This window comes from Actinoalloteichus caeruleus (assembly GCF_049311605.1).
Taxonomy (GTDB): Bacteria; Actinomycetota; Actinomycetes; order Mycobacteriales; family Pseudonocardiaceae; genus Actinoalloteichus_B; species Actinoalloteichus_B caeruleus.
On record NZ_CP186005.1, the window covers coordinates 1,912,744 to 1,930,653 of the forward strand.

The window sequence follows — 17,910 nt, forward strand, 5'->3', positions numbered from 1 at the left end:
TGACCACGTCAGCGCGCACTTGTGAAGGAGACTGTGTGCAATTTCGTCCGATTGAGCGTCCCGATAATTCCTTCCAGCAGTCGGTGACCGCCGAAGCGATCGAGGCCATGTGCCGACGGGCGTTCGGGTCGAACGCAATCCCATGCTCGGCCGTCGAACTCGGTAATGGGATGTACAACAACACCTACCGCATCGACCTCGGCGACGACCGCCGGGTCATCCTGCGCGTAGCTCCGGAACCGGCACGTCAGTACCGCATCGAGCGGGAGCTGATGCGCAATGAGTATGCAAGTACGCCGTTCCTCGCGTCGATTTCGCGGATGATTCCGCGCACTCTCGCGGCGGACTTCACTCACGAGATCATTGACCGGGACTACCTTTTCCAGACAATGCTCGATGGGGTTTCCGGTCCGGAAGGTATCGGGCAATATCCGCAGTCGGAGTGGACCACGTTCTTCCGGCAGATGGGGGAGATATCCCGAAGTATCCATGCCGTGCGAGGGGATCGGTTCGGCCCTGTGGCCGGCCCTGGGTTCGGCACCTGGGCCGAGGCTGTCACCGCGTTCTTCATTGATCTCGTGGCCGACTTGGACGACGCCGGGCTCGACTCGGCCGACGTGCACGAGGTGTTGGCCGCAGTGGAGAAGTACCAGGCGGTGCTGAACGAGGTGACCGAGCCGAGGCTGCTGCATGGTGACCTGTGGACGGTCAACGTGATGATGGCAACCGACGCGCCGGAGCCCACGATTACCGGGGTCTTCGACAATGATCGGACGTCGTGGGGGGATCCCGATTCCGATTGGCCGGTGTTCATGGCGGCGAAGAAGCCCGGCACTGAACGGGACGCGTTCTGGGAAACCTACGGGCAGCGACCGTCCACGGCAGCTGCGGCTAGGAGGTCGCTGCTCTACCTCGCCAAGCACATTGGCGCTATCCGTTTGGAGCGGCACCGGTTGGGGAACGCCGACGCGGTGCCGGAGACGTATGAGCAGATGAGGAACGTGCTCGGCCAGCTGCGGGCGTGAGCAGCAAGCTCCCGTTGCCGGACGACTCAGGGGGAGAGGTGCGCGCTCGCGGCCTACTGCGCGCCTCGTAGTTCGGATACGAACCGTTCGGCTGGTCGGGTGTAGGCGTTCAGGTCGATGTCATGCAGGAGAACGGGAGGGTAGCCCAGTAGTGCGGTGCCCGCAGCGATGAGGAATGTACGGATGGTGGCGTCGGTGCCTCGCTTTCTGCGTGGTGCCTGGTAGAGAAGATATGCCGCATCCGACCAGGCGCCCACTGCGGCGGCCGGAGTCTTGTGGTGCTGGGCCAGCAGTGTCATGGCGCTGTTGAACGCCGCCATGCGGTCGGCTTCGGATGCGCTCGCGATGTAGATCAGGTCACCCTCGGTGCTGATGCGGGAGGTGTCCCCACCTCGTGCCGCGATTCTGGAGACCATTTCGGTCGCGGCGCAGCGGGCGGCGTCACCGCGCAACAACCGTGTCCCACCCACAACACGACCGTCGGTCAAGGTGACGCGATTACGTACCACGTCCAACTTCGATGGGCTGTCGGCGAACCTGGCGGAGGCAAGGGTGGCGAAGCGCCGCATGGTTCGGCTGGCCTGGGTCTCGGCCCCGCTGGTATAGGTCCGCCGGATCGGGTTCCACCGCGCGCCGTCGGTGAACCGCTCGGGCTCTCCGATACGGAACAGGTTGGGGTTGACGTCGCTGATAGGCGTGCGGAACCGTTCGACGTGGACGGGGCTGTAGCGCCCAGTGAGGTGCGGGGCGCCCGCCGCTTCTCGGTAGCGCCATTCCTCCGCGGCATGGAAGGCGTTCGCGAACACGGCGACGCGTCCGTCGATTCCGCGCGCTTGGTGGAGATCGCCAGTCAGCATTTGATGAAGTCGGCGGGCGGCGTCAGCCTGCTTGTAGGCGAACAGCCGTCGGCTGGACTGTGAGTCGGGATCGTTGGTGCGCTGGATCAGGGCAGGAACCGGAAAACAGTCAGCCGTGATCCGGCGCAGCACCGGCCCGGTCATGGCGAACCGCAGTGGTCGACCGCGGGGCTGCTTGGATCGAACGGCTCGATGTGGATCTGGACTTGGGCCAGCAGGTGGTCTGCGTCGAGGTCGACGCGTTGCCGGTCCGGGCCGACGACAACGAAGCTCCCGAGGCGGCCGGTGTTGTCCACGGTTCCGGTCACGGTCTCGCCCAGAGCCCTGCGTAACCGAACGAGCGGAACTTGCGGGCCGTGGTCGGGCAGTCCCGCGACCGCGACAAGCCGTCCGGGGTGTGGTGCGGTCAGGAATCGCACGGTGGCGTAGTCAGCGCGGGTTGGTGACAGATGGGCGGGGCGACCCAGTGCGGTGTCGAGGCAGGCCGCCCAGGGATCGATGCCGAGCGCGTGCCGGATGAGGAAGCCGATGTAACCGGCTCCGATGCGGGCCCCGATCTCGATCACAGCGCATTGTGTGTCTGGAGTCAGCATCACCTCGGTGTGTGACGCCCCGTTGCGGATCCCGACTGCGGCGATCGCCAGGTCAACCTGCTTGTACACGGCCCGCTCCAACTCTGCCGGCAGCACTGCCGGCAATCCGTGACCAAGTTCGACACGGCGAGCGCCGCGAGTGGCCATTTTGCGGGTAACGCACAGATGCGTGGTCCTCCCGCTCTGGGTGATCGATTCGACGCTGTATTCGACGCCCTCGATGAGTTCCTGGATCACAACCCTTGGGTCGAGGACCATCCCGTACATTCCGCGCCCTTTCTGTGCGGCCCTGAATGCTGCGGCCGCTTCCTCTGCGGATGTCACAATCCTGACGCCCACTGAGCCCGCACCCTCCGCGGGCTTGAGGACGCACGGGAACGTCAAGTGACCGGAGGCGACCAGGCGACACAGTTCGAGCTCGTGGCTGAGGACGCGGGTGTGGGGCGTGGTAACACCGCAGCGGGCGAATTGCTCGGCCATCGCGGCCTTGCTGCGAGCGGCCCTGGCCAGCGCCGGGTCGTTGCCAGGCAATTCCAGCGCGGCGCAGACCTGGGCCGCGAGCGGGGTGAGGTACTCGTTGGTGGTCAGCACTGCGTCGGCACCGACCCGGCGGGCGTAGCGGAGGATGTCCTCGATCGCGTGCTCCGGCCGCGAGAGATCGGTTGGCAGACAGCCGGAGAGTGCGGTTCGCAGCGTGGTGCTGTAGGAAGCGAGCTGATCAGACCCTGTGACTGCGTGGACCTCGTAGCCGCGAGCGACGGTGGTTTCAACGAGGGCGCCGGACTCGGGGCCAGCGGCCTCCAACAGCAGCACGCGCTTCGTCCTCATGACAGGTAGTCCTCACAGGTCCCGTCGCGGTAGGTGTCAAGGGTGAAGCAGTGGAATCCGCCGCCGAACAGGCGGCGGTGCCGATGCCGCACTGCGATGGTGGTGAAGCCCTCGGTGTCGAGTGCCTTGAGCAGGCCGGTGCAGGCTTCGTTCACCAGGACGGTTTCGGGGTCGACTGACAGGACGTTGAGGTCGATGTAGGGGCTGGTGAGGACCAGGTCCTCGTTGTCGTAGGTGGGGAAGGCACCGGGGTCGGGTTCAGGCGGCACGATGAACTTCCACGACTGAAAGGACGCGGGCAGCATGTCACGGATGCCGTGGTGCCGGGCAAGGAAGACCCCAGGTTTCAGGGCCAGGAGCATGCTGTCGATGTGGTTGTCCGCCATCCGGTACACGGTGTGGATGCGATACCGGCACTCCAGGTGCCGCTGAAGCCAGTCCAGGGCCATCCGGTGGTTGTCGTGGGCGATGTTGACGACCAGGTCACGGCCAAGTCGGAGGATCTGGGCGCCGTCGAGCATCATCTCGAAGCCGACGTCGTACGAGCTGGGTTGGGGATCGACGATCGGCTCGGTCGGGCCACCGAGGGTGGTTGCGGTGTCGCGTGCGTAGGACACGTCGAAGGACCGGTCGGTCAGTAGCGGGCGGGGCATGGTTGTCCACCGTGCCCCAGACTCAAAGTAGCGGCGGAAGATCGGAGTCAGCAGGCGGGTCTCCAGATAGCGGGAGCGGATGGCCGGCGGGGTCTCAATGATTTCGTCGCCGAGAATGAGGGTGTTGTCGCGGATGTTCAGTGCGGGGGTGGGCGTAGCCTGCCACCCCAGGCCGGCGATGGGCGCCGCGTTCGGCGGCAGTGGCCGCGGCCGATGCACGGTGACACCGAGGGCGACCAGCGTCGTGGCCAGGTCCTCCACGTCCTCGTGCAGTTCCTCGGTATAGCGGCGATTGATGCTCCAGCTCCGGACAGTGCCGTCGGCGGCGGTCAGGCGTGGGTAGGCCCAGTCTGAGCGGAACCCGGTCAGGCTTTCATGGTGGAACAGGTCGAACGTGACATCCCGGTCGTGGGAAAGGTAGTTTTCGGCAGAGCCGACGATGATCTCGCGCAGTGGTGTGAAGTCTTCGTGGCTGTGCAACCGCATGAATGGGTCCTTCCTCGCGCCGCGGTTGGAGTCGACGATCGCTTGGGTCTGGATGGTCTCCGGTATTGGTCCACCGCCCGCCGGGGTCTCCTATCCCTAAAGAACTGGTGCTCAGGGCATGCGCGTGCGCGGTACGCCGACGTGGTCGCTGGCGGTGTAGGTGTTCGCGGGTACGGTCGCGAAACGCGAGTCGAGCCGGTCGAACATGATCTTGCGGTCGGTGTCGGTGCCGTAGGCGATGCAGAACACGAACTGGGCTAGGCCTGCCACGAGCGGAATGGCCGGCATCGAAACAATGACTCCGGTGCGGGTCTCGGGGCTGTACGCACAGCCGAGCTCCTCGACGGCCGCGAGGAAGGTCGCGAAGTCGGCGACCGCCCAAGTGGGCGGAACGTGATACTCCACCACGGACCGGTCCGGGTCGGAGGTGACCCTGACGACGTGATGGGCGATCTCCTGATAGATGTGCAGCGATCCCGACACTTGCGCGTTGACCTCCGTGAACACCACTCGCCCGTCGGCAGTCACCACCGCGTCCGCGCTGAGATGGCCGCGGAAACCGAGCGCCCGGTAGATCTCGGCAAGCCTCGTCCCCCCGTGCAACAGTTGCTCGCGGATGTTGTGGGCGACCCCGCGCAGCGGGACGACCTGGTGGCTCAGCCGCCGTCCGACGTAGTGCAGCGTGCCCATCTCGGTCGGCTGAGTCCCGGCGTCGGCGACGTAATGTTCGGAGTACACCGACACCTCGTGCGGCGTGAACTCCTCGACCACCACGGGGAATCGGCCCTGCGCCGAGGCCCAGTCCCAGCGCTGGGTCCAGTACTCCTCGACCTCTCTTGAATCGTCGCTGTCGAGGTAGTGGAGGTGGCGGGCTCCGACATGGTCCGAGGCCAGCGAGACATCGCGCAGCACGAGCTGGTTTCCCACACCAGCTCCGTTGTGAGCCTGTTTGACGACCACCGCACCCGAGTGAGCCAGCAAGTCCGCGGTCGCGGCGGCTGCTTCGCTTCGACTGCGGCACACCGCGCCCGCGGGGATCGGAACGCCGATCCCCGCCGCCAGCGCTCGAAACGTCGCCTTGTTGTTTCCTAACTCTCCGCCGCCCTGGGCGAAGAACTTAGCTCCCAGGAACCGGTCCTCGAGGCCTAATGAGGCAGCGAAGCGGGCCACGTGCGCGGAAGGCCAGAGCGCGAAGACTTCCTCGACCCGGTCCAGGCCAGTCTCGCCGAGTACGTCCCGCACGGTGCGAAGGAACGCCGCACTCGTCAGCCCTTCTGGGGCGAGCAGTCGGCCACCGTGGTTCGCGGTAGGTGGCACCAGAATGCGCAGACTATCGGGGTTCACCCCGGTCAAGGAGGTCGCGTACGTGAGGAATGGCTGGTCCGGCTCCGCTGACAACACGACGATGTCGCCGTCCCGAGCGAACCATACGACGCGCTGCGTCCATGCCCGCAGGTCGCCGCGGTCACGGATGGACGGATCGATGTGATTGCCAATGAGGATCCTCACAAGTGAACTTCCAATCCCTCGTGCGTTCACCTAGCGGTCCAGGAAGACGCAAGGTCACCTGCGGAAGGTGACGGGCAGGACATCGAACACGCGCATGGTCGCGGTGCGTCGGCGCCGTGGAGTGCCAGTCGCGCGTAGCGGAGTTGGGTGGTCAGCCAGGCTGGCGACCAGCGCCCGCAATGCGGCTTGGGCCGGAAGAGTTCCTATGCACGAGTGGGTACCCCAGCCATAGCCGAGATGTCGATTGGGTGCGCGGTCCAACAACAGTCGGTCCGGCTGAGGAAACTGCGCCGGGTCGCGATTGGCGGCGGCAAACAACGCCAGTACGGTCTCACCCGGCCGCACGGTGACCCCGCCGATCGTCGCGAGGGAGGTCGCGACACGGGTTGTGCCCTGCACGGGGCCGTCGAAGCGCACCAGTTCGTCAATACCGGTGCGCAGCACCCTCGCATCACGCATCTGTTCCAAGGCGTCGGGGTGACGCAGCAGGGTATGCACGGCGTTGCCGACAGCGGCTGTCATCGTGCTGTAGCCGCCTTGGAACAAGACCCGGGCGGTGTTGCGGACGTACACGTCGACATCCGTTCCGGGTGTCTGACCAGCGTGTCGCCTGACGTGCGACAACAGTCCGGGACGCCCGGAGGCGCGGAACCAGGACTCCACCAACGCACTCAGCTCGCGGCGGGCTGCCCGGCCCGGCTCGACCATTGCCTGATCGAGGCCAGCGTCCATACTCCGTGTGATCGCGTCCGAGACCGCAGCGAAAGAGCCAATGTCCGGCTCATCGACGCCGAGCAGGTCCGAAACCACCGCCACCGCCAGCGGCGCCGAAACTTCCGACATCAGATCGAACTCCGCGCGATCGGCCAACCGGCCCAACACCGACGACAGTCGCTGTCGCGCCCGGCGTTCCAGACCCTCAAGGTCTTGTGCCCGCAGCGCGTTCATGAACAGGCTCCGCACCCCAGCCTGCTCGGGCGGGTCCAGGGACTGGACGCTGAGGCTCGGCTCCGCCACAGTATTCCCGGCGCGGCGAAGGTCACGGGCGAAGCGTTCGTGGTCGCGCAACACCGCAACACAGTCCGCGTACCGGGTCAGACACCACGACCGCATTCCCTCGTGCCAGAACACGGGCGTGGTGGCCCTCAGACCAGCGACAATAGGATATGGATTCTCCAACGTCGTCGGATTCAACGGATCATACGCGGGCTGGGACGGCATCAACTCTCCCCACAGCAGCCATCGCAGGTGAACCAGACCAGGTCCGGCGTACCCCGGACCCAGTCCGACGATCGGGATCAATGGTCGTAGAACATGGGCAGTGCTCCTCTCACGTCGCGAGCGATCGGACCATGCGAGTCAGAAACACCCGAGTCAGGTTCGGCCTCCCAGCGGGCCTTGTCCGTCCGAAATGAACAGTGCAGTTGAATGAACAGTTTTAAGTGTTGCTCTGTTCACAGGATCAAGGCAAGACCTTATCCACCAGCACCGACGGTGCTACCCGAACGGATTAGTCCACGTCACCCGTACGCGAGGCCGGTCGCTCTGGTCCCGCATCATCTGCCTCAAGGATGTGTGAGTGCAGCGACTCTGTCCTCCGGGCCACTGAGTTGCGCCCAGAGCGCCTCCCGCTCCACCCGTGCTCGGGCGAACTCAGTGCCGCGATGCCCGGGGTTTCCTCGGTCGGTCCTTGAAGGCGCTGCCGCAACACCAGGTTTCCGGGCTGGTCGACCTGCTGTCCCAGGCTGCACTGAATCTTCGCCCATGGCTCATCCCCCCGCCTATACCGCAGCCGTGGAGAAGGCCCGCGCCCTCGGTCTCGCGCGCGGCGGTTTCGTGCCGGACATCGCGCGCCACATCGAGATCAAAGAGGCTTCGTCCATGAGGGCGGGCGAGACGCGTGCGATCGTGATCGGCAAGGACCCGTGCGGTATCGACCCCGTGACCAACGTCAGCTGCCACCGGTTCTTGAAATACTTTCTGCCACCCGATGCCACACTCATCGTCTACGGCCCCACCGGGCGTCCGTACCGGTACGAAGGGAAGCGCACGTCGTGACACTCCAAGCGCAGTACTGGGTCCACGAGCCCGGCCAGGCGCCAGTCGAGAAGGTCGTTGAACTCGCGACCGGTGACGACGTCACCGCCTTCGTGACGACACTCGCCGAGGAAGTGGTGAGTGATGCGATCCTGACCCACACCGCGCGCCCCCGTGTCGACACGGCGATTCCCGATGACGGCGCCCCGAGCGGTTATCTCACGATGCCGGATCACTCGGTCATCGCCGGCATCCATGGAGCCCGAGGAGCCCTCTCATACCGTGGTGACGATGGCCACGGCTCCGAGCCCGTTCATCTCTACAGTCGCGGCGATGGTCCCGAACGGCCGGTCCTGTACGAGACCGACGAGTTCCCGCCGCACTGCGAGATCGCCGTCGAGACCGTCGCCGATGCTCTGGTCGAGTTCCTCGACACCGGCAAACGCCCGCTCAACGTCGCCTGGCAGTCGGCGGCCGATCCGGCAGCGGGCTAGGTTCGTCCCACTCGCGGGTCTACTCGGGGCGCTGTGGGCAGTTCTCATCAGGGCGACCCCCAGCCGGCGGTTCACCGGTTGTTCGCGAGTGAGGACTGGCTGTTCGCGGAGCCGTGCGGTCGAGATGTTCGCGAGTGTTCCCCACGGTTCTCGCCTCGCATGTCGCCGACGAGATGGTGTCACGGAATGTGGCCTGGAACCAGGTTGGTGGCGGCCTCGCGGGACGGATCGCGGGTCGGCACACCGCAGGGCCGACGTTCTCGGCTGCGACCGACGGTGCGCGGCTGCCGCCTCCTCCTGAGGACACGGCCCGCCGGAAGTGGGCGCGCCGCGCAAGCGCGACCCGCCCCGATGGTGGGGTTCACGCCGGATGCGCTGACCGCCGAACGGGTGGTGCTGCGACGGAAGCCGGTGCGTGCGCGTCAATCTCCGCCATTGTCGACGGAGAAGGGGAAAGTAACCGTCGTCAGGGCGACGAGGTCGGGCACCGACCTCCGTCCCACCAGCGAGCGCACAGTGCGAGGTGAAGGTGTTCACCCGACAGGAACGTTCCCGTCGCCGGCCGCGCGTTCTCGGTGCCGGTGTCCTCGGCCTGCTGCTGGCCTGGTCCTCCGTCGTGCCGACGACGCCGAGCGCCGAGGCGGAGTCGCCGCCGACGGCCACGGCCAACGAGGAGGAACAGTTGCGTGGCGTGTGGATCTCCAGCGTGTCCAACATCGACTGGCCCAGCAGGACCGGGCTGACCCCCGAGGCACAACGCGCCGAGTACGACGCCCTGCTCGACCGGGCCGTCGAGCTCCGGCTCAACGCGGTCTTCGTCCAGGTCCGCCCCACCGCCGACGCGTTCTGGCCCTCCGAGTACGAGCCGTGGTCGCAGTGGCTCACCGGGACCCAGGGCGGCGACCCGGGGTACGACCCGCTGGAGTACCTGGTGGAACAGGCGCACCAGCGCGGCCTGGAGTTCCACGCCTGGTTCAACCCCTACCGGGTCAGCACCCAGGCCGATCCGAACAGGCTCAGCCCCGACCACCCGGCCCGGCGGAACCCGGACTGGGTGTTCAGCTACGGCGGGCAGCTCTACTACGACCCCGGCGTCCCGGCGGTCCGGGAGTTCGTGCAGGACGCCATGATGGACGCCGTCGAACGCTACGACGTCGACGGGGCCCACTTCGACGACTACTTCTACCCCTACCCGGTGGCGGGGCAGCAGATCCCCGACGGGGACACCTTCGCCGAGCACGGTGGGGACTTCTCCTCGGTCGCCGACTGGCGGCGGGACAACGTCAACCGGCTGGTCCGGGAGATGGGGGAGCGGGTCAGGGCGGCGAAACCCGAGGTGGACTTCGGGGTCAGCCCCTTCGGGATCTGGCGCAATGCCTCCACCGACGACCGGGGCTCCCGCACCAGCGGCCTGGAGTCCTACGACGCCGTCTACGCCGACAGCCGCACCTGGGTGACGGAAGGCTGGGTCGACTACGTCGCCCCGCAGGTGTACTGGGAGATCGGGCACGCCGCCGCCGACTACGGCGTCCTCGTCCCGTGGTGGTCCGAGCTGGTCGCCGGCACCGGTGTCGGCCTCCACATCGGGCAGGCCGCCTACAAGGTGGGCAGCTCGCCGGCCTGGGACGACGCCGAGTTGAGCGAGCACCTGACGCTCAACCGGCGACACCCCGAGGTCGGCGGGGACATCTACTTCAGCATGTCCTCGCTGCGGGGGAACGCGGCCGCCGCCATCGAACAGGTGGTGCGGGACCACTACTCCGACGCCGCCGAGGAGACCTCGTCGCCCTGACCGGGGAGGCGCGGACGTCCCGGTCGAGGATGCTCAGCCCGCCGGATCGGCCGGGGTCGCGTAGCGGGCGGACAGCTCGTCGTAGGCGGGTTTCCCGACCAGCCGCTGCCGTTCGCTCCACGGAGCCAGCTGGTCGGCCACCTCCGCGAGGGAGCCCGTCTCCCGCAGCCGGTCCAGGGCCGTCGACATCCCCCGCACCGCCGCCTGGAGGGCGACGTTGGCGAACAGCGCGATCCGGAAACCACCCAACTCCGACAGCGGGAGGAGCGGGGTGCGGCCGCCCTCCACCAGGTTGACCACCTGCGGCACGGGCAGCGCGGAGGGCAGCGCCCGCACCTCCTCCTCCGTCCTCGGCGCCTCGACGAAGATCATGTCCGCCCCGGCCTCGACGTACCGGTGGGCGCGGTCCAAGGCGGCGTCCCAGCCCTCGACGGCCCTGGCGTCGGTGCGGGCGATCACCAGCAGGTCATCGTCCCGGCGGGCGTCGACCGCCGCCCGGACCCGCCCCACCATCTCCTGGGCCGGGACAAGTTCCTTGCCGTCGAAGTGCCCGCACCGCTTGGGCGCGGCCTGGTCCTCCAGCTGGATGGCGTCGGCGCCGGCGCGTTCGAGCAGCCGGACCGTCCTGGTCACGTTCACCGCGTTGCCGAACCCGGTGTCGGCGTCCACCACGAGCGGGACGGAGACCGCGTCCCGGATGGCCGCCACGTGGGAGACCAGTTCGGTGAGGGTCACCAGCCCGATGTCCGGGACGCCGAGGTAGGTGTTGGCCAGCCCGGCACCGGTGACGTAGACGGCCTCGAACCCCCGGTCCTCGATGACGCGGGCGGCCAGCGCGTTGGCCGCGCCGGGGACCGCGAGCAGCGGACCGTGCGTCACCCGGTGGCGCAGGGCGCTGGCGGTGGTCTGGCTCATGGGCGGCTCCTCACAGGCGGCGCGGCCGGGCCGCGCGGACGGACGTGACCAACAGGAAGGTATCCAACGTGCATCCATGAAGGGAGGTGCCGTCGAGTGGACGGGCGGACGTGGCTGCCTCTGCCCGCGTGACCACCCTGGCCTGGCTCGAACCCGGCGCCCCCACCGCCAGCCTCGTCCCACTCCTCGCGAGCCCGCCCAACGGCACTCCGGAAGGCACGCGGCATGCGGCCACCCGCCGCTCCGGTGCCCCGCCGTCGGAAGTCCCGCAGTCCCGGCCGTGGACCGCACCCCACAGGGCGCGTGGGAAGGCGCGCGTCCCTCGTGGACAGCGATCACGGGGGCGGTTCCCGCGCCTGACGAGGGGCCGCCCCACGCCCCGGCCGAACCGAGCACCCGCCATGTCCCGGCCACCCGCCCACCCGCCCACCCGGCCACGGATGGTGTGCCCTCCCCGCTGCCCCGACGTGCAACCCGCGCCGTCCGGGGCCCCGTCCTCGGAGCACAACCGCTTCCAGGGATGGTCATGATGACTCGACGCTTCGTGTTCCCCGTCCTCCTCGCCGCGGTTCTGTCCGCGATGGCCGGGTGCGGCCAGGACCCCGGCCCCGCCGCGACCGGCGCGGATTCCCCAGCGATCGACGTCGCTGCCCCGAGGACGGGGCTCGCCGCCCTGGAGGGGGAGTGGCAGCTGGTCGGGGGGAGCACCGCCGACGGGCCGGTGGACGTGCTCGACCACTACCCGGTCACCCTCACCGTCACCGACGGGGAGGCGACGGGGAAGGCGGCCTGCAACCTCTACGGCGGGCCCTTCCACGCGGTGGGCGACGGCATCAGTTTCCCCTCCCCCGAGTGGACGGAGATGGGCTGCGAACAGCCGGTGATGGACCTGGAGAAGACCTACCTCGCCGCCCTGTCCGCGGTCGGGCGGGCCCGCCACGACGGGGACGCGTTGGTGCTGACCGGGACGGACGTCGAGCTGCGGTTCGAGCCCGTCCCGGAGCTCGCCGACGCCCCGCTGGTGGGCACCGACTGGGTCCTGGACACCGTCGTCACCGGCGGAACTGGCTCCTCCGCCAGCGAGTCGGCCTCCTCCACCCGAGGTGACCCGGCGGTCACGCTCTCGTTCGCCGGCGACGGCACCCTCACCGGCTCCACCGGCTGCCGGTGGTTCACCGGCACCTGGCGTGAGGAGGCCGGTCGAGTGGAGGTGGCGGACCTGGAACTGGCGGAGCTGGAGCCCGAGGAGCCGCGCTGCGACCACGACGCCACCCGACGCCAGGACGACCGCGTGTGGAGCATCCTCGACGGCGGTGTCGAGGTCGAGATCGACGGCGACCGGCTCCGGCTGTCCGGTGCGGACGGCGGGCTCGTCTACCGGACCGAGCACTGACGCCCCGAGCCGCCCGCCACCCGCGAGACCGGCCGATCTCCCCGGCCCAGAGCACGGGACGGTTCGCCGGGAGCGCGGGCGAGGTGGATGGCGTTGTGATCGCTCCGTCGACCCTGGCGGCGGCACGGCCCGCCACCCGAGGTGTTCGAAGCCCTGACCCCCACCCGGAATCGCACACCCGACCTCCGTCGTGTCCCGGTCACCAACCACCGGGGTCGGGCGGTGTGCCGTTCCCGTCGTTCCCGACGTGCAACCCACGCCGAGGCGTCCCCCGTCCTCGGGGCACAGCCGCCCGAAGGAAAGGTCATCATGGTTCGACGCCGCACTGTCCCCGCCCTCCTCGCCGTGGTCCTGGCCGGAGCGGTCGGTTGTGGCCACGAACCTGGCGCGTCCTCGGCGCTCGAGGGGGAGTGGGCACTGGTCGCGGGCACCGGGGCCGAGGGACCGTTCGACCTCGACGACGCCGACCCGGTCAGCCTCTCCGTGGTCGACGGCGAGGTGCGCGGGACCGCCGCCTGCAACCTCTACACGGGGGCCGTCGACGCGGCCGACGACGGTGTCCGGATCAACCTCGACGGCGTGACGGCCCGGGGCTGCGACGGGCCGACGATGGACCTGGAGATGACCTACCTCGCCGCCCTGTCCGCGGTCGGCGGAGCCCACCGCGACGGGGACGCGTTGGTGCTGACCGGATCGCAGGTCGAACTGCGCTTCGAGGTCGTGCCGGAGGTCCCCGACGCCGAGCTGGTGGGCACCGACTGGCTCCTCGGCTCCGTCATCACCGGCGAGACGGCCTCCTCCACCCACAGCGACCCGGCCACGCTCCGCTTCGCCGCCGACGGCACCCTCACCGGCTCCACCGGCTGCCGGGCGTTCACCGGCACCTGGCGCGAGGCGGACTGGCGAGTGGAGGTGGTCGACCTGGAGCCGGAGGAGGCGACCTGCGACGACGAGTTCGCCCAGCGCCAGGACGACCGCGTGCTGAGCACCCTCGGCGGCGAGGTCGAGTTCGAGACCAGCGGCGACCAGCTCCGGTTGTCCGACGCGGACGGCGGGCTCGGCTACCGGGCCGAGGACTGAGGCCACCAGTAGCGGGGGCCTCGGAACCCCCACGGGGAGCACGGCAGGCGCCGGGCAACGTCCCCCGCCCCCGCCCCCACCACGAACCCCCGGCGGCCGGGTGTACACCGCGACCAGCCGGGGTACCTGGAACACACGACGAAGATCAACGACGACGAACGGTGGTGTGTTGTGCGAAGACGACTGGGTGCCCTGATCAGCGGCCTCGCCCTGGCCGCGGCGACGACCGCCTGCGCGACGGCGGAACCCGACCAGGCCGGCGGCGCCCCGGCGCCGGGCGGGGTGGACGCCGTCCCGGCGAGCGGTCCCCACGGGGTGGCCCCGGCCGCCTCGGACGGCAGGGGAACGGCGGTGGAGACCGGGAGCGTGGAGTTCCGCGCGGGGGCCCACCCCGACTTCGACCGGGTGGTGGCCGAGTTCCACGGCGGCGTCACCCTGACGAACGTGCGGGCCGTGTCCAACGTGAACCCGCCCAACGCGGACGACGACCGGCTCCACGCCCCGCCGGCCGGCACCGACTTCATCCGGGTCATCGGCATCGCCGACCGCCCCCTCATCCTGGAGAGCGCGAACCCCACCAACTTCGACATGCCGGCCGGCGGTCTCGCCACGGTCGCCAGCGCCACCCTGTTCGCCGATCCCAACGGCACCTTCGAGTTCGTCGTCGGCACCGACGGCGAGAACGAGTACGAGCTCCGGGTGCTCGGCAACCGGATCATCGTCGACGTCGACCGCTGAACCGCTCCGGGTGTGGCGCGTGCCGGGTTCGACGGCCGCGCCGCGCCCCTCGGGAGACCACCACCACGGGCTCGGGGCGCACCGGGCGCTCCGGGAGATCGGCGGCGACCGCCGCGCCCGGCCCGTGACTGGCCGAACCCACGGAGGGGAGTGTGTCGCATGTCCGAGACCGATGTCCCACCGCCCCGCCTCCGCTCGCGCCGCGCCGGGGTCCTGGCCGGCGTGGGGTTGGTGGTGGCCTTCGCGCTGATCGGCGCCCTGGTCGCCGTCCACGACGGTGGCAGGCTCCGGGAACTGCTGGAGCTGCCGGCGCCGTGGCTGATCGCCCTGGCAGCGGCGTTCGGCTGCACCACCTGGGTGCGCTCACGAGCCTGGCGGAAGATGCGCCGCGACGACGAGCGGATGCGCGGCCGGGAAGAGGTGATCCGGCGGAACGCCGGCGAGGCGGGGAGGTGAGGAGTGCCCCCACGTCGTCGTACCCCGTGGAGCCCCCGGCTCCTGGTCATCAACGCCGTCCTCAACACCGTCACCGCCCTGCTGTTCACCGTCGCCGTTGTCCTGCACCACCGGGAGAACGGCGAGATCAACGGGTGGTTCGTCGCCACCGGATCGCTCTTCGCCGTGTCGGCGGTGGCCCACTGGGTGCGGTGGAACGCCGCCGTTCGGGAGCGGAGGAGCTCGGGCCGCCGGCCGGGTGACCGCGCTCGCCCCGGGCACCGGACCGGCCCGGATTCCCCCGAGGATTCCCCGCCCGGCGATGTCGCCGCCCCAGGGCCGTCCCAGCCGAGCCACCGTCGCCCGCCGCCGGACGCGCCCGGGACGGGCGGTGCCACCGGCGGCGTATCGTGATCACCGCCCCCGTCGGTCTCCCGAGACGAGGTCCACGCGCGAGGCACCGAAGGCCGCCGGCCCGGCGTCACCAGGCCCTGGGCCCGAGGACGACACCACCTGGAGTGAGCACGTGGCCGCACCCCACCCGCCAGCCTGGATCCAGCGCGTCCTCGCCGTGGCCGGCGTCGCGGCCGCCGCCAGCGCGGTCATCTTCGCGGTGAGCGCCGTCGTGGACCGCCCCGAGGGCGGCGGGACGCACTGGCCGGCCGTGCTCGGTGCCCTGCTCGGCGTGGTGATCGCCGTCCAGTGCTGGATCACCCACGCGCGGGGCCGTGGCGCGGGACGGGCTTCCCCGTCCCGGCGGGGACCGGCCGACGGGGAGGGTTCACGCTCCTCCGGCACGACCTCCTCGGACCCGTCGGCGGGCTGAGGGTCACCGCCCGCCACGCCCGGGCCAGGGCGCGGCCGCGTCCACCCGGGTGGTCGGGTGCGCCCGCCGAAACCGGGAGCTGGCGACGGCCAGCGCCGTACCCGGAGCCCGGACACCGCCCGTCCCGGTGCGGACCGCCCCTCCCCGGGCCAGGAGCGGACCGCGCCCCGTCATCCCGGCGGGACAAGGGTGACCCGGCGGGCCTCGACGGTGGTCGGGGGAGCACCGCCACCCCGGGGCCGTCCTCGGCAGGACCCCGGAACGTGCGAACGCCCCGGCGTGATCCGCGCGAGGCGGCCACGCCGGGGCGTTCCTCCGACGCCGCACCCACCAGGGAATCCCGGTGGGGGCGTCGGACCACTGAGCACGCCGGCACGGGCTCAGTGGGTCCGAGGTCACCGCGCGGCGGGAACCGCGCGGTGACGGCCGATCACTTCACCGCACCCATCGACAGACCGCGCACCAGCTGCTTCTGCGCGGCCCACCCGGCGAGGATGACCGGGAGCGAGGCCAGGGTGGCCGCCGCCGACAGCTGCGCCCAGTACAGGCCCTCACTGGTGATGAAGCCCACCAGGAACACCGGCACGGTGGCGGCGCGGGCCGCCGTCAGGTTCACGGCGAAGAAGAACTCGTTCCAGGAGAAGATGAGGCAGATGAGTGCCGTCGCGGCCACCCCCGGCAGCACCACCGGCATCAGGACCTGGCGCAACATCTGCGGGAGTGTCGCCCCGTCGACCCGGGCCGCCTCCAACATCTCCTTCGGCACCTCCATGAAGAAGGACCGCATCATCCACACCGCGATCGGCAGGTTCATCGCCGTGTAGAGGATCACCAGCGTCCAGATGTTGTCCGCCAGCGACAGCTGCTGCGCCGCGACGTACAGCGGCACGATGACCGCCGCCACCGGCAGCATCTTGGTGGAGATGAAGAAGAACAGCACGTCCTGGGTGCGCTTGACCGGCTTGATCGACAGCGCGTACGCCGCCGGGGTGGCCAGCACGATCACCAGGATCGCCGAGATCAGCGTGGCCCACACCGAGTTCAGCAGGTAGGGCAGCACCCCCCGGTCGAACACGCTGCGGTACTGCTCCAACGTCGGGACGAAGAACAGCGTCGGCGGGTCGCTGTAGGCCTCCGCCTCCGACTTGAACCCGGTCAACGCCATCCACAGCACCGGGAAGAAGAACGCCAGCCCCAGCACCCAGGTGAGCGTGGTCAGCGCGATGCCACCCGCCCGCTGCGAGCCGGTCTGCTTGCGCCGGCCCGCCGGCGCGCCCGACCTCGACTCCGCCGGGCGCGGTCCGCTCGTCAACTCGGTCGATGCGTTCACGAGTCCTCCCGGGAGAAGCTGCGGAAGATCAGCCGCATGGCCACCGTCGCGACGATGATCGTGCCGATCACGGTGACGACACCCAGCGCCGCCGCCTGGCCGACGTCGAAGCCCAGGAAGGCCCGCTGGTAGAGGTAGAAGGGCAGGTTCGTCGTGGACGTCCCCGGCCCGCCCTGGGTCATCATGTAGATGGTGTCGAAGGTGTTGACCACGTAGATAGAACCGAGGAGCAGACCCAGCTCGATGTAGCGCCGCAGGTGCGGCAACGTCACCCAGCGGAAGGTCTGCCAGCGGTTCGCACCGTCCGTGGCCGACGCCTCCAGCACGTCCTTGCCCTGGCTCTGGAGCCCGGCGAGGACCAGCAGCATCATGAACGGCGTCCACTGCCACACCAGGGCCGTGATCACCGCGGCCATCGGGTACTGCGACACCCAGGCCACGCTGTCCACGCCGAACGGGCTGAGGACGAAGTTCAGCAGCCCGAACAGCGGGTCGAAGATCGTCGTCTTCCACAGCAGCGCCCCGGCGACCGGCATCACCAGGAACGGGGTGATCAGCAGGGTCCGCACCACACCCCGACCCCGGAAGGGCCGGTCGAGCAGGATCGCCAGCAGCACACCGAACAGCATCGCGATCAGTACGCAGCCGCCGGTGATGAGGATCGTCCGCAGCGCCGCACCCCGGAAGGTGCTGTCAGCGAAGACGTTGACGTAGTTGGCCAGGCCGACGAACTCCGAGGAACCCGGGCGCACCAGGTTCCAGGACTGCAACGAGTAGAAGATCGTCAGCAGGAACGGGAGCTGCGTCACCAGGATCGCGAAGATCAGCGCCGGCATCAGGGGGGCGCGCCGCACCCACCCGGTCCGCCGGACGGCCTTCTTCATCTCCGGGGTCATGCTCGCGGGGGCGGGAGTTGGTC

Annotated in this window: 18 protein-coding genes; 10 read left to right on the forward strand and 8 right to left on the reverse strand. The window is 69.3% G+C overall.

Features of this window, described 5'->3' with window-relative positions; all coding sequences use genetic code 11:
• Positions 1-35: 35 nt before the first annotated feature.
• A complete protein-coding gene (locus ACOJVX_RS08575) occupies positions 36-1,025 on the forward strand; it encodes a phosphotransferase family protein (protein WP_418152705.1) in 990 nt (329 codons plus the stop codon).
• 53 nt (positions 1,026-1,078) lie between these two features.
• On the opposite strand, the gene ACOJVX_RS08580 is transcribed toward ACOJVX_RS08575, so the two are convergent.
• The 5 genes from ACOJVX_RS08580 to ACOJVX_RS08600 all read right to left on the reverse strand — a co-directional run bounded on the left by ACOJVX_RS08580 (position 1,079) and on the right by ACOJVX_RS08600 (position 7,022).
• Positions 1,079-2,026 (reverse strand): hypothetical protein, encoded by a 948-nt coding sequence (locus ACOJVX_RS08580; RefSeq protein WP_418152706.1) that lies wholly within the window; start codon positions 2,024-2,026, stop codon positions 1,079-1,081.
• Positions 2,023-3,288, reverse strand: a complete 1,266-nt coding sequence (locus ACOJVX_RS08585; RefSeq protein ID WP_418152707.1) for an ATP-grasp domain-containing protein — start codon at positions 3,286-3,288, stop codon at positions 2,023-2,025. The genes ACOJVX_RS08580 and ACOJVX_RS08585 overlap by 4 nt, the downstream gene beginning before the upstream one ends.
• A gap of 11 nt (positions 3,289-3,299) precedes the next feature.
• Positions 3,300-4,442, reverse strand: coding sequence for a glycine amidinotransferase (locus ACOJVX_RS08590; RefSeq protein ID WP_418152709.1), 1,143 nt, complete (start codon positions 4,440-4,442; stop codon positions 3,300-3,302).
• A 111-nt stretch (positions 4,443-4,553) separates the two neighbouring features.
• Positions 4,554-5,951 carry a hypothetical protein gene (locus ACOJVX_RS08595; protein ID WP_418152711.1) on the reverse strand — a complete coding sequence of 466 codons (1,398 nt, stop codon included), beginning with the start codon at positions 5,949-5,951 and terminating at the stop codon, positions 4,554-4,556.
• A 54-nt stretch (positions 5,952-6,005) separates the two neighbouring features.
• The gene (locus tag ACOJVX_RS08600) at positions 6,006-7,022 is read right to left on the reverse strand and encodes a cytochrome P450 (protein WP_418152713.1); all 1,017 of its coding nucleotides are present in this window, start codon (positions 7,020-7,022) and stop codon (positions 6,006-6,008) included.
• Between the two features lie 723 nt (positions 7,023-7,745).
• Between ACOJVX_RS08600 and ACOJVX_RS08605 the strand changes: the two genes are divergently transcribed.
• From ACOJVX_RS08605 to ACOJVX_RS08615, 3 genes are all read left to right on the forward strand, one after another.
• Positions 7,746-8,009: a DddA-like double-stranded DNA deaminase toxin gene (locus ACOJVX_RS08605; protein WP_016698852.1), complete on the forward strand. Its 264-nt coding sequence runs from the start codon at positions 7,746-7,748 to the stop codon at positions 8,007-8,009.
• Positions 8,006-8,482 (forward strand): Imm1 family immunity protein, encoded by a 477-nt coding sequence (locus tag ACOJVX_RS08610; protein WP_016698851.1) that lies wholly within the window; start codon positions 8,006-8,008, stop codon positions 8,480-8,482. Before ACOJVX_RS08605 ends, ACOJVX_RS08610 begins: the two co-directional genes overlap by 4 nt.
• A gap of 529 nt (positions 8,483-9,011) precedes the next feature.
• Complete coding sequence (locus tag ACOJVX_RS08615) at positions 9,012-10,274, forward strand: glycoside hydrolase family 10 protein (RefSeq protein ID WP_418152715.1); 1,263 nt, start codon at positions 9,012-9,014, stop codon at positions 10,272-10,274.
• 33 nt (positions 10,275-10,307) lie between these two features.
• Here the strand turns inward: ACOJVX_RS08615 and ACOJVX_RS08620 are convergent, their stop codons facing one another.
• Positions 10,308-11,189 (reverse strand): isocitrate lyase/PEP mutase family protein, encoded by an 882-nt coding sequence (locus ACOJVX_RS08620; protein WP_030228602.1) that lies wholly within the window; start codon positions 11,187-11,189, stop codon positions 10,308-10,310.
• A 529-nt stretch (positions 11,190-11,718) separates the two neighbouring features.
• Between ACOJVX_RS08620 and ACOJVX_RS08625 the strand changes: the two genes are divergently transcribed.
• The 6 genes from ACOJVX_RS08625 (at position 11,719) to ACOJVX_RS08650 (ending at position 15,661) form a co-directional block, all read left to right on the forward strand.
• Complete coding sequence (locus ACOJVX_RS08625) at positions 11,719-12,582, forward strand: META domain-containing protein (protein WP_418152718.1); 864 nt, start codon at positions 11,719-11,721, stop codon at positions 12,580-12,582.
• A gap of 309 nt (positions 12,583-12,891) precedes the next feature.
• The gene (locus tag ACOJVX_RS08630) at positions 12,892-13,662 is read left to right on the forward strand and encodes an META domain-containing protein (RefSeq protein ID WP_418152719.1); all 771 of its coding nucleotides are present in this window, start codon (positions 12,892-12,894) and stop codon (positions 13,660-13,662) included.
• A gap of 171 nt (positions 13,663-13,833) precedes the next feature.
• A complete protein-coding gene (locus tag ACOJVX_RS08635) occupies positions 13,834-14,400 on the forward strand; it encodes an AMIN-like domain-containing (lipo)protein (protein WP_026420752.1) in 567 nt (188 codons plus the stop codon).
• Positions 14,401-14,559: 159 nt separating this feature from the next.
• Positions 14,560-14,856 (forward strand): hypothetical protein, encoded by a 297-nt coding sequence (locus ACOJVX_RS08640; protein WP_418152720.1) that lies wholly within the window; start codon positions 14,560-14,562, stop codon positions 14,854-14,856.
• A gap of 3 nt (positions 14,857-14,859) precedes the next feature.
• On the forward strand, positions 14,860-15,249 hold the full coding sequence (locus ACOJVX_RS08645; RefSeq protein ID WP_418152721.1) for a hypothetical protein: 390 nt from the start codon (positions 14,860-14,862) through the stop codon (positions 15,247-15,249).
• Between the two features lie 112 nt (positions 15,250-15,361).
• Entirely contained in the window at positions 15,362-15,661 is a 300-nt protein-coding gene (locus ACOJVX_RS08650; RefSeq protein WP_026420755.1) for a hypothetical protein, read from the forward strand.
• Positions 15,662-16,091: 430 nt separating this feature from the next.
• On the opposite strand, the gene ACOJVX_RS08655 is transcribed toward ACOJVX_RS08650, so the two are convergent.
• Together ACOJVX_RS08655 and ACOJVX_RS08660 are read right to left on the reverse strand one after the other, a co-directional pair.
• Positions 16,092-16,886, reverse strand: a complete 795-nt coding sequence (locus tag ACOJVX_RS08655) for a carbohydrate ABC transporter permease (RefSeq protein ID WP_103056942.1) — start codon at positions 16,884-16,886, stop codon at positions 16,092-16,094.
• 101 nt (positions 16,887-16,987) lie between these two features.
• Positions 16,988-17,887, reverse strand: a complete 900-nt coding sequence (locus ACOJVX_RS08660; protein WP_051314449.1) for a carbohydrate ABC transporter permease — start codon at positions 17,885-17,887, stop codon at positions 16,988-16,990.
• Positions 17,888-17,910: the final 23 nt, after the last annotated feature.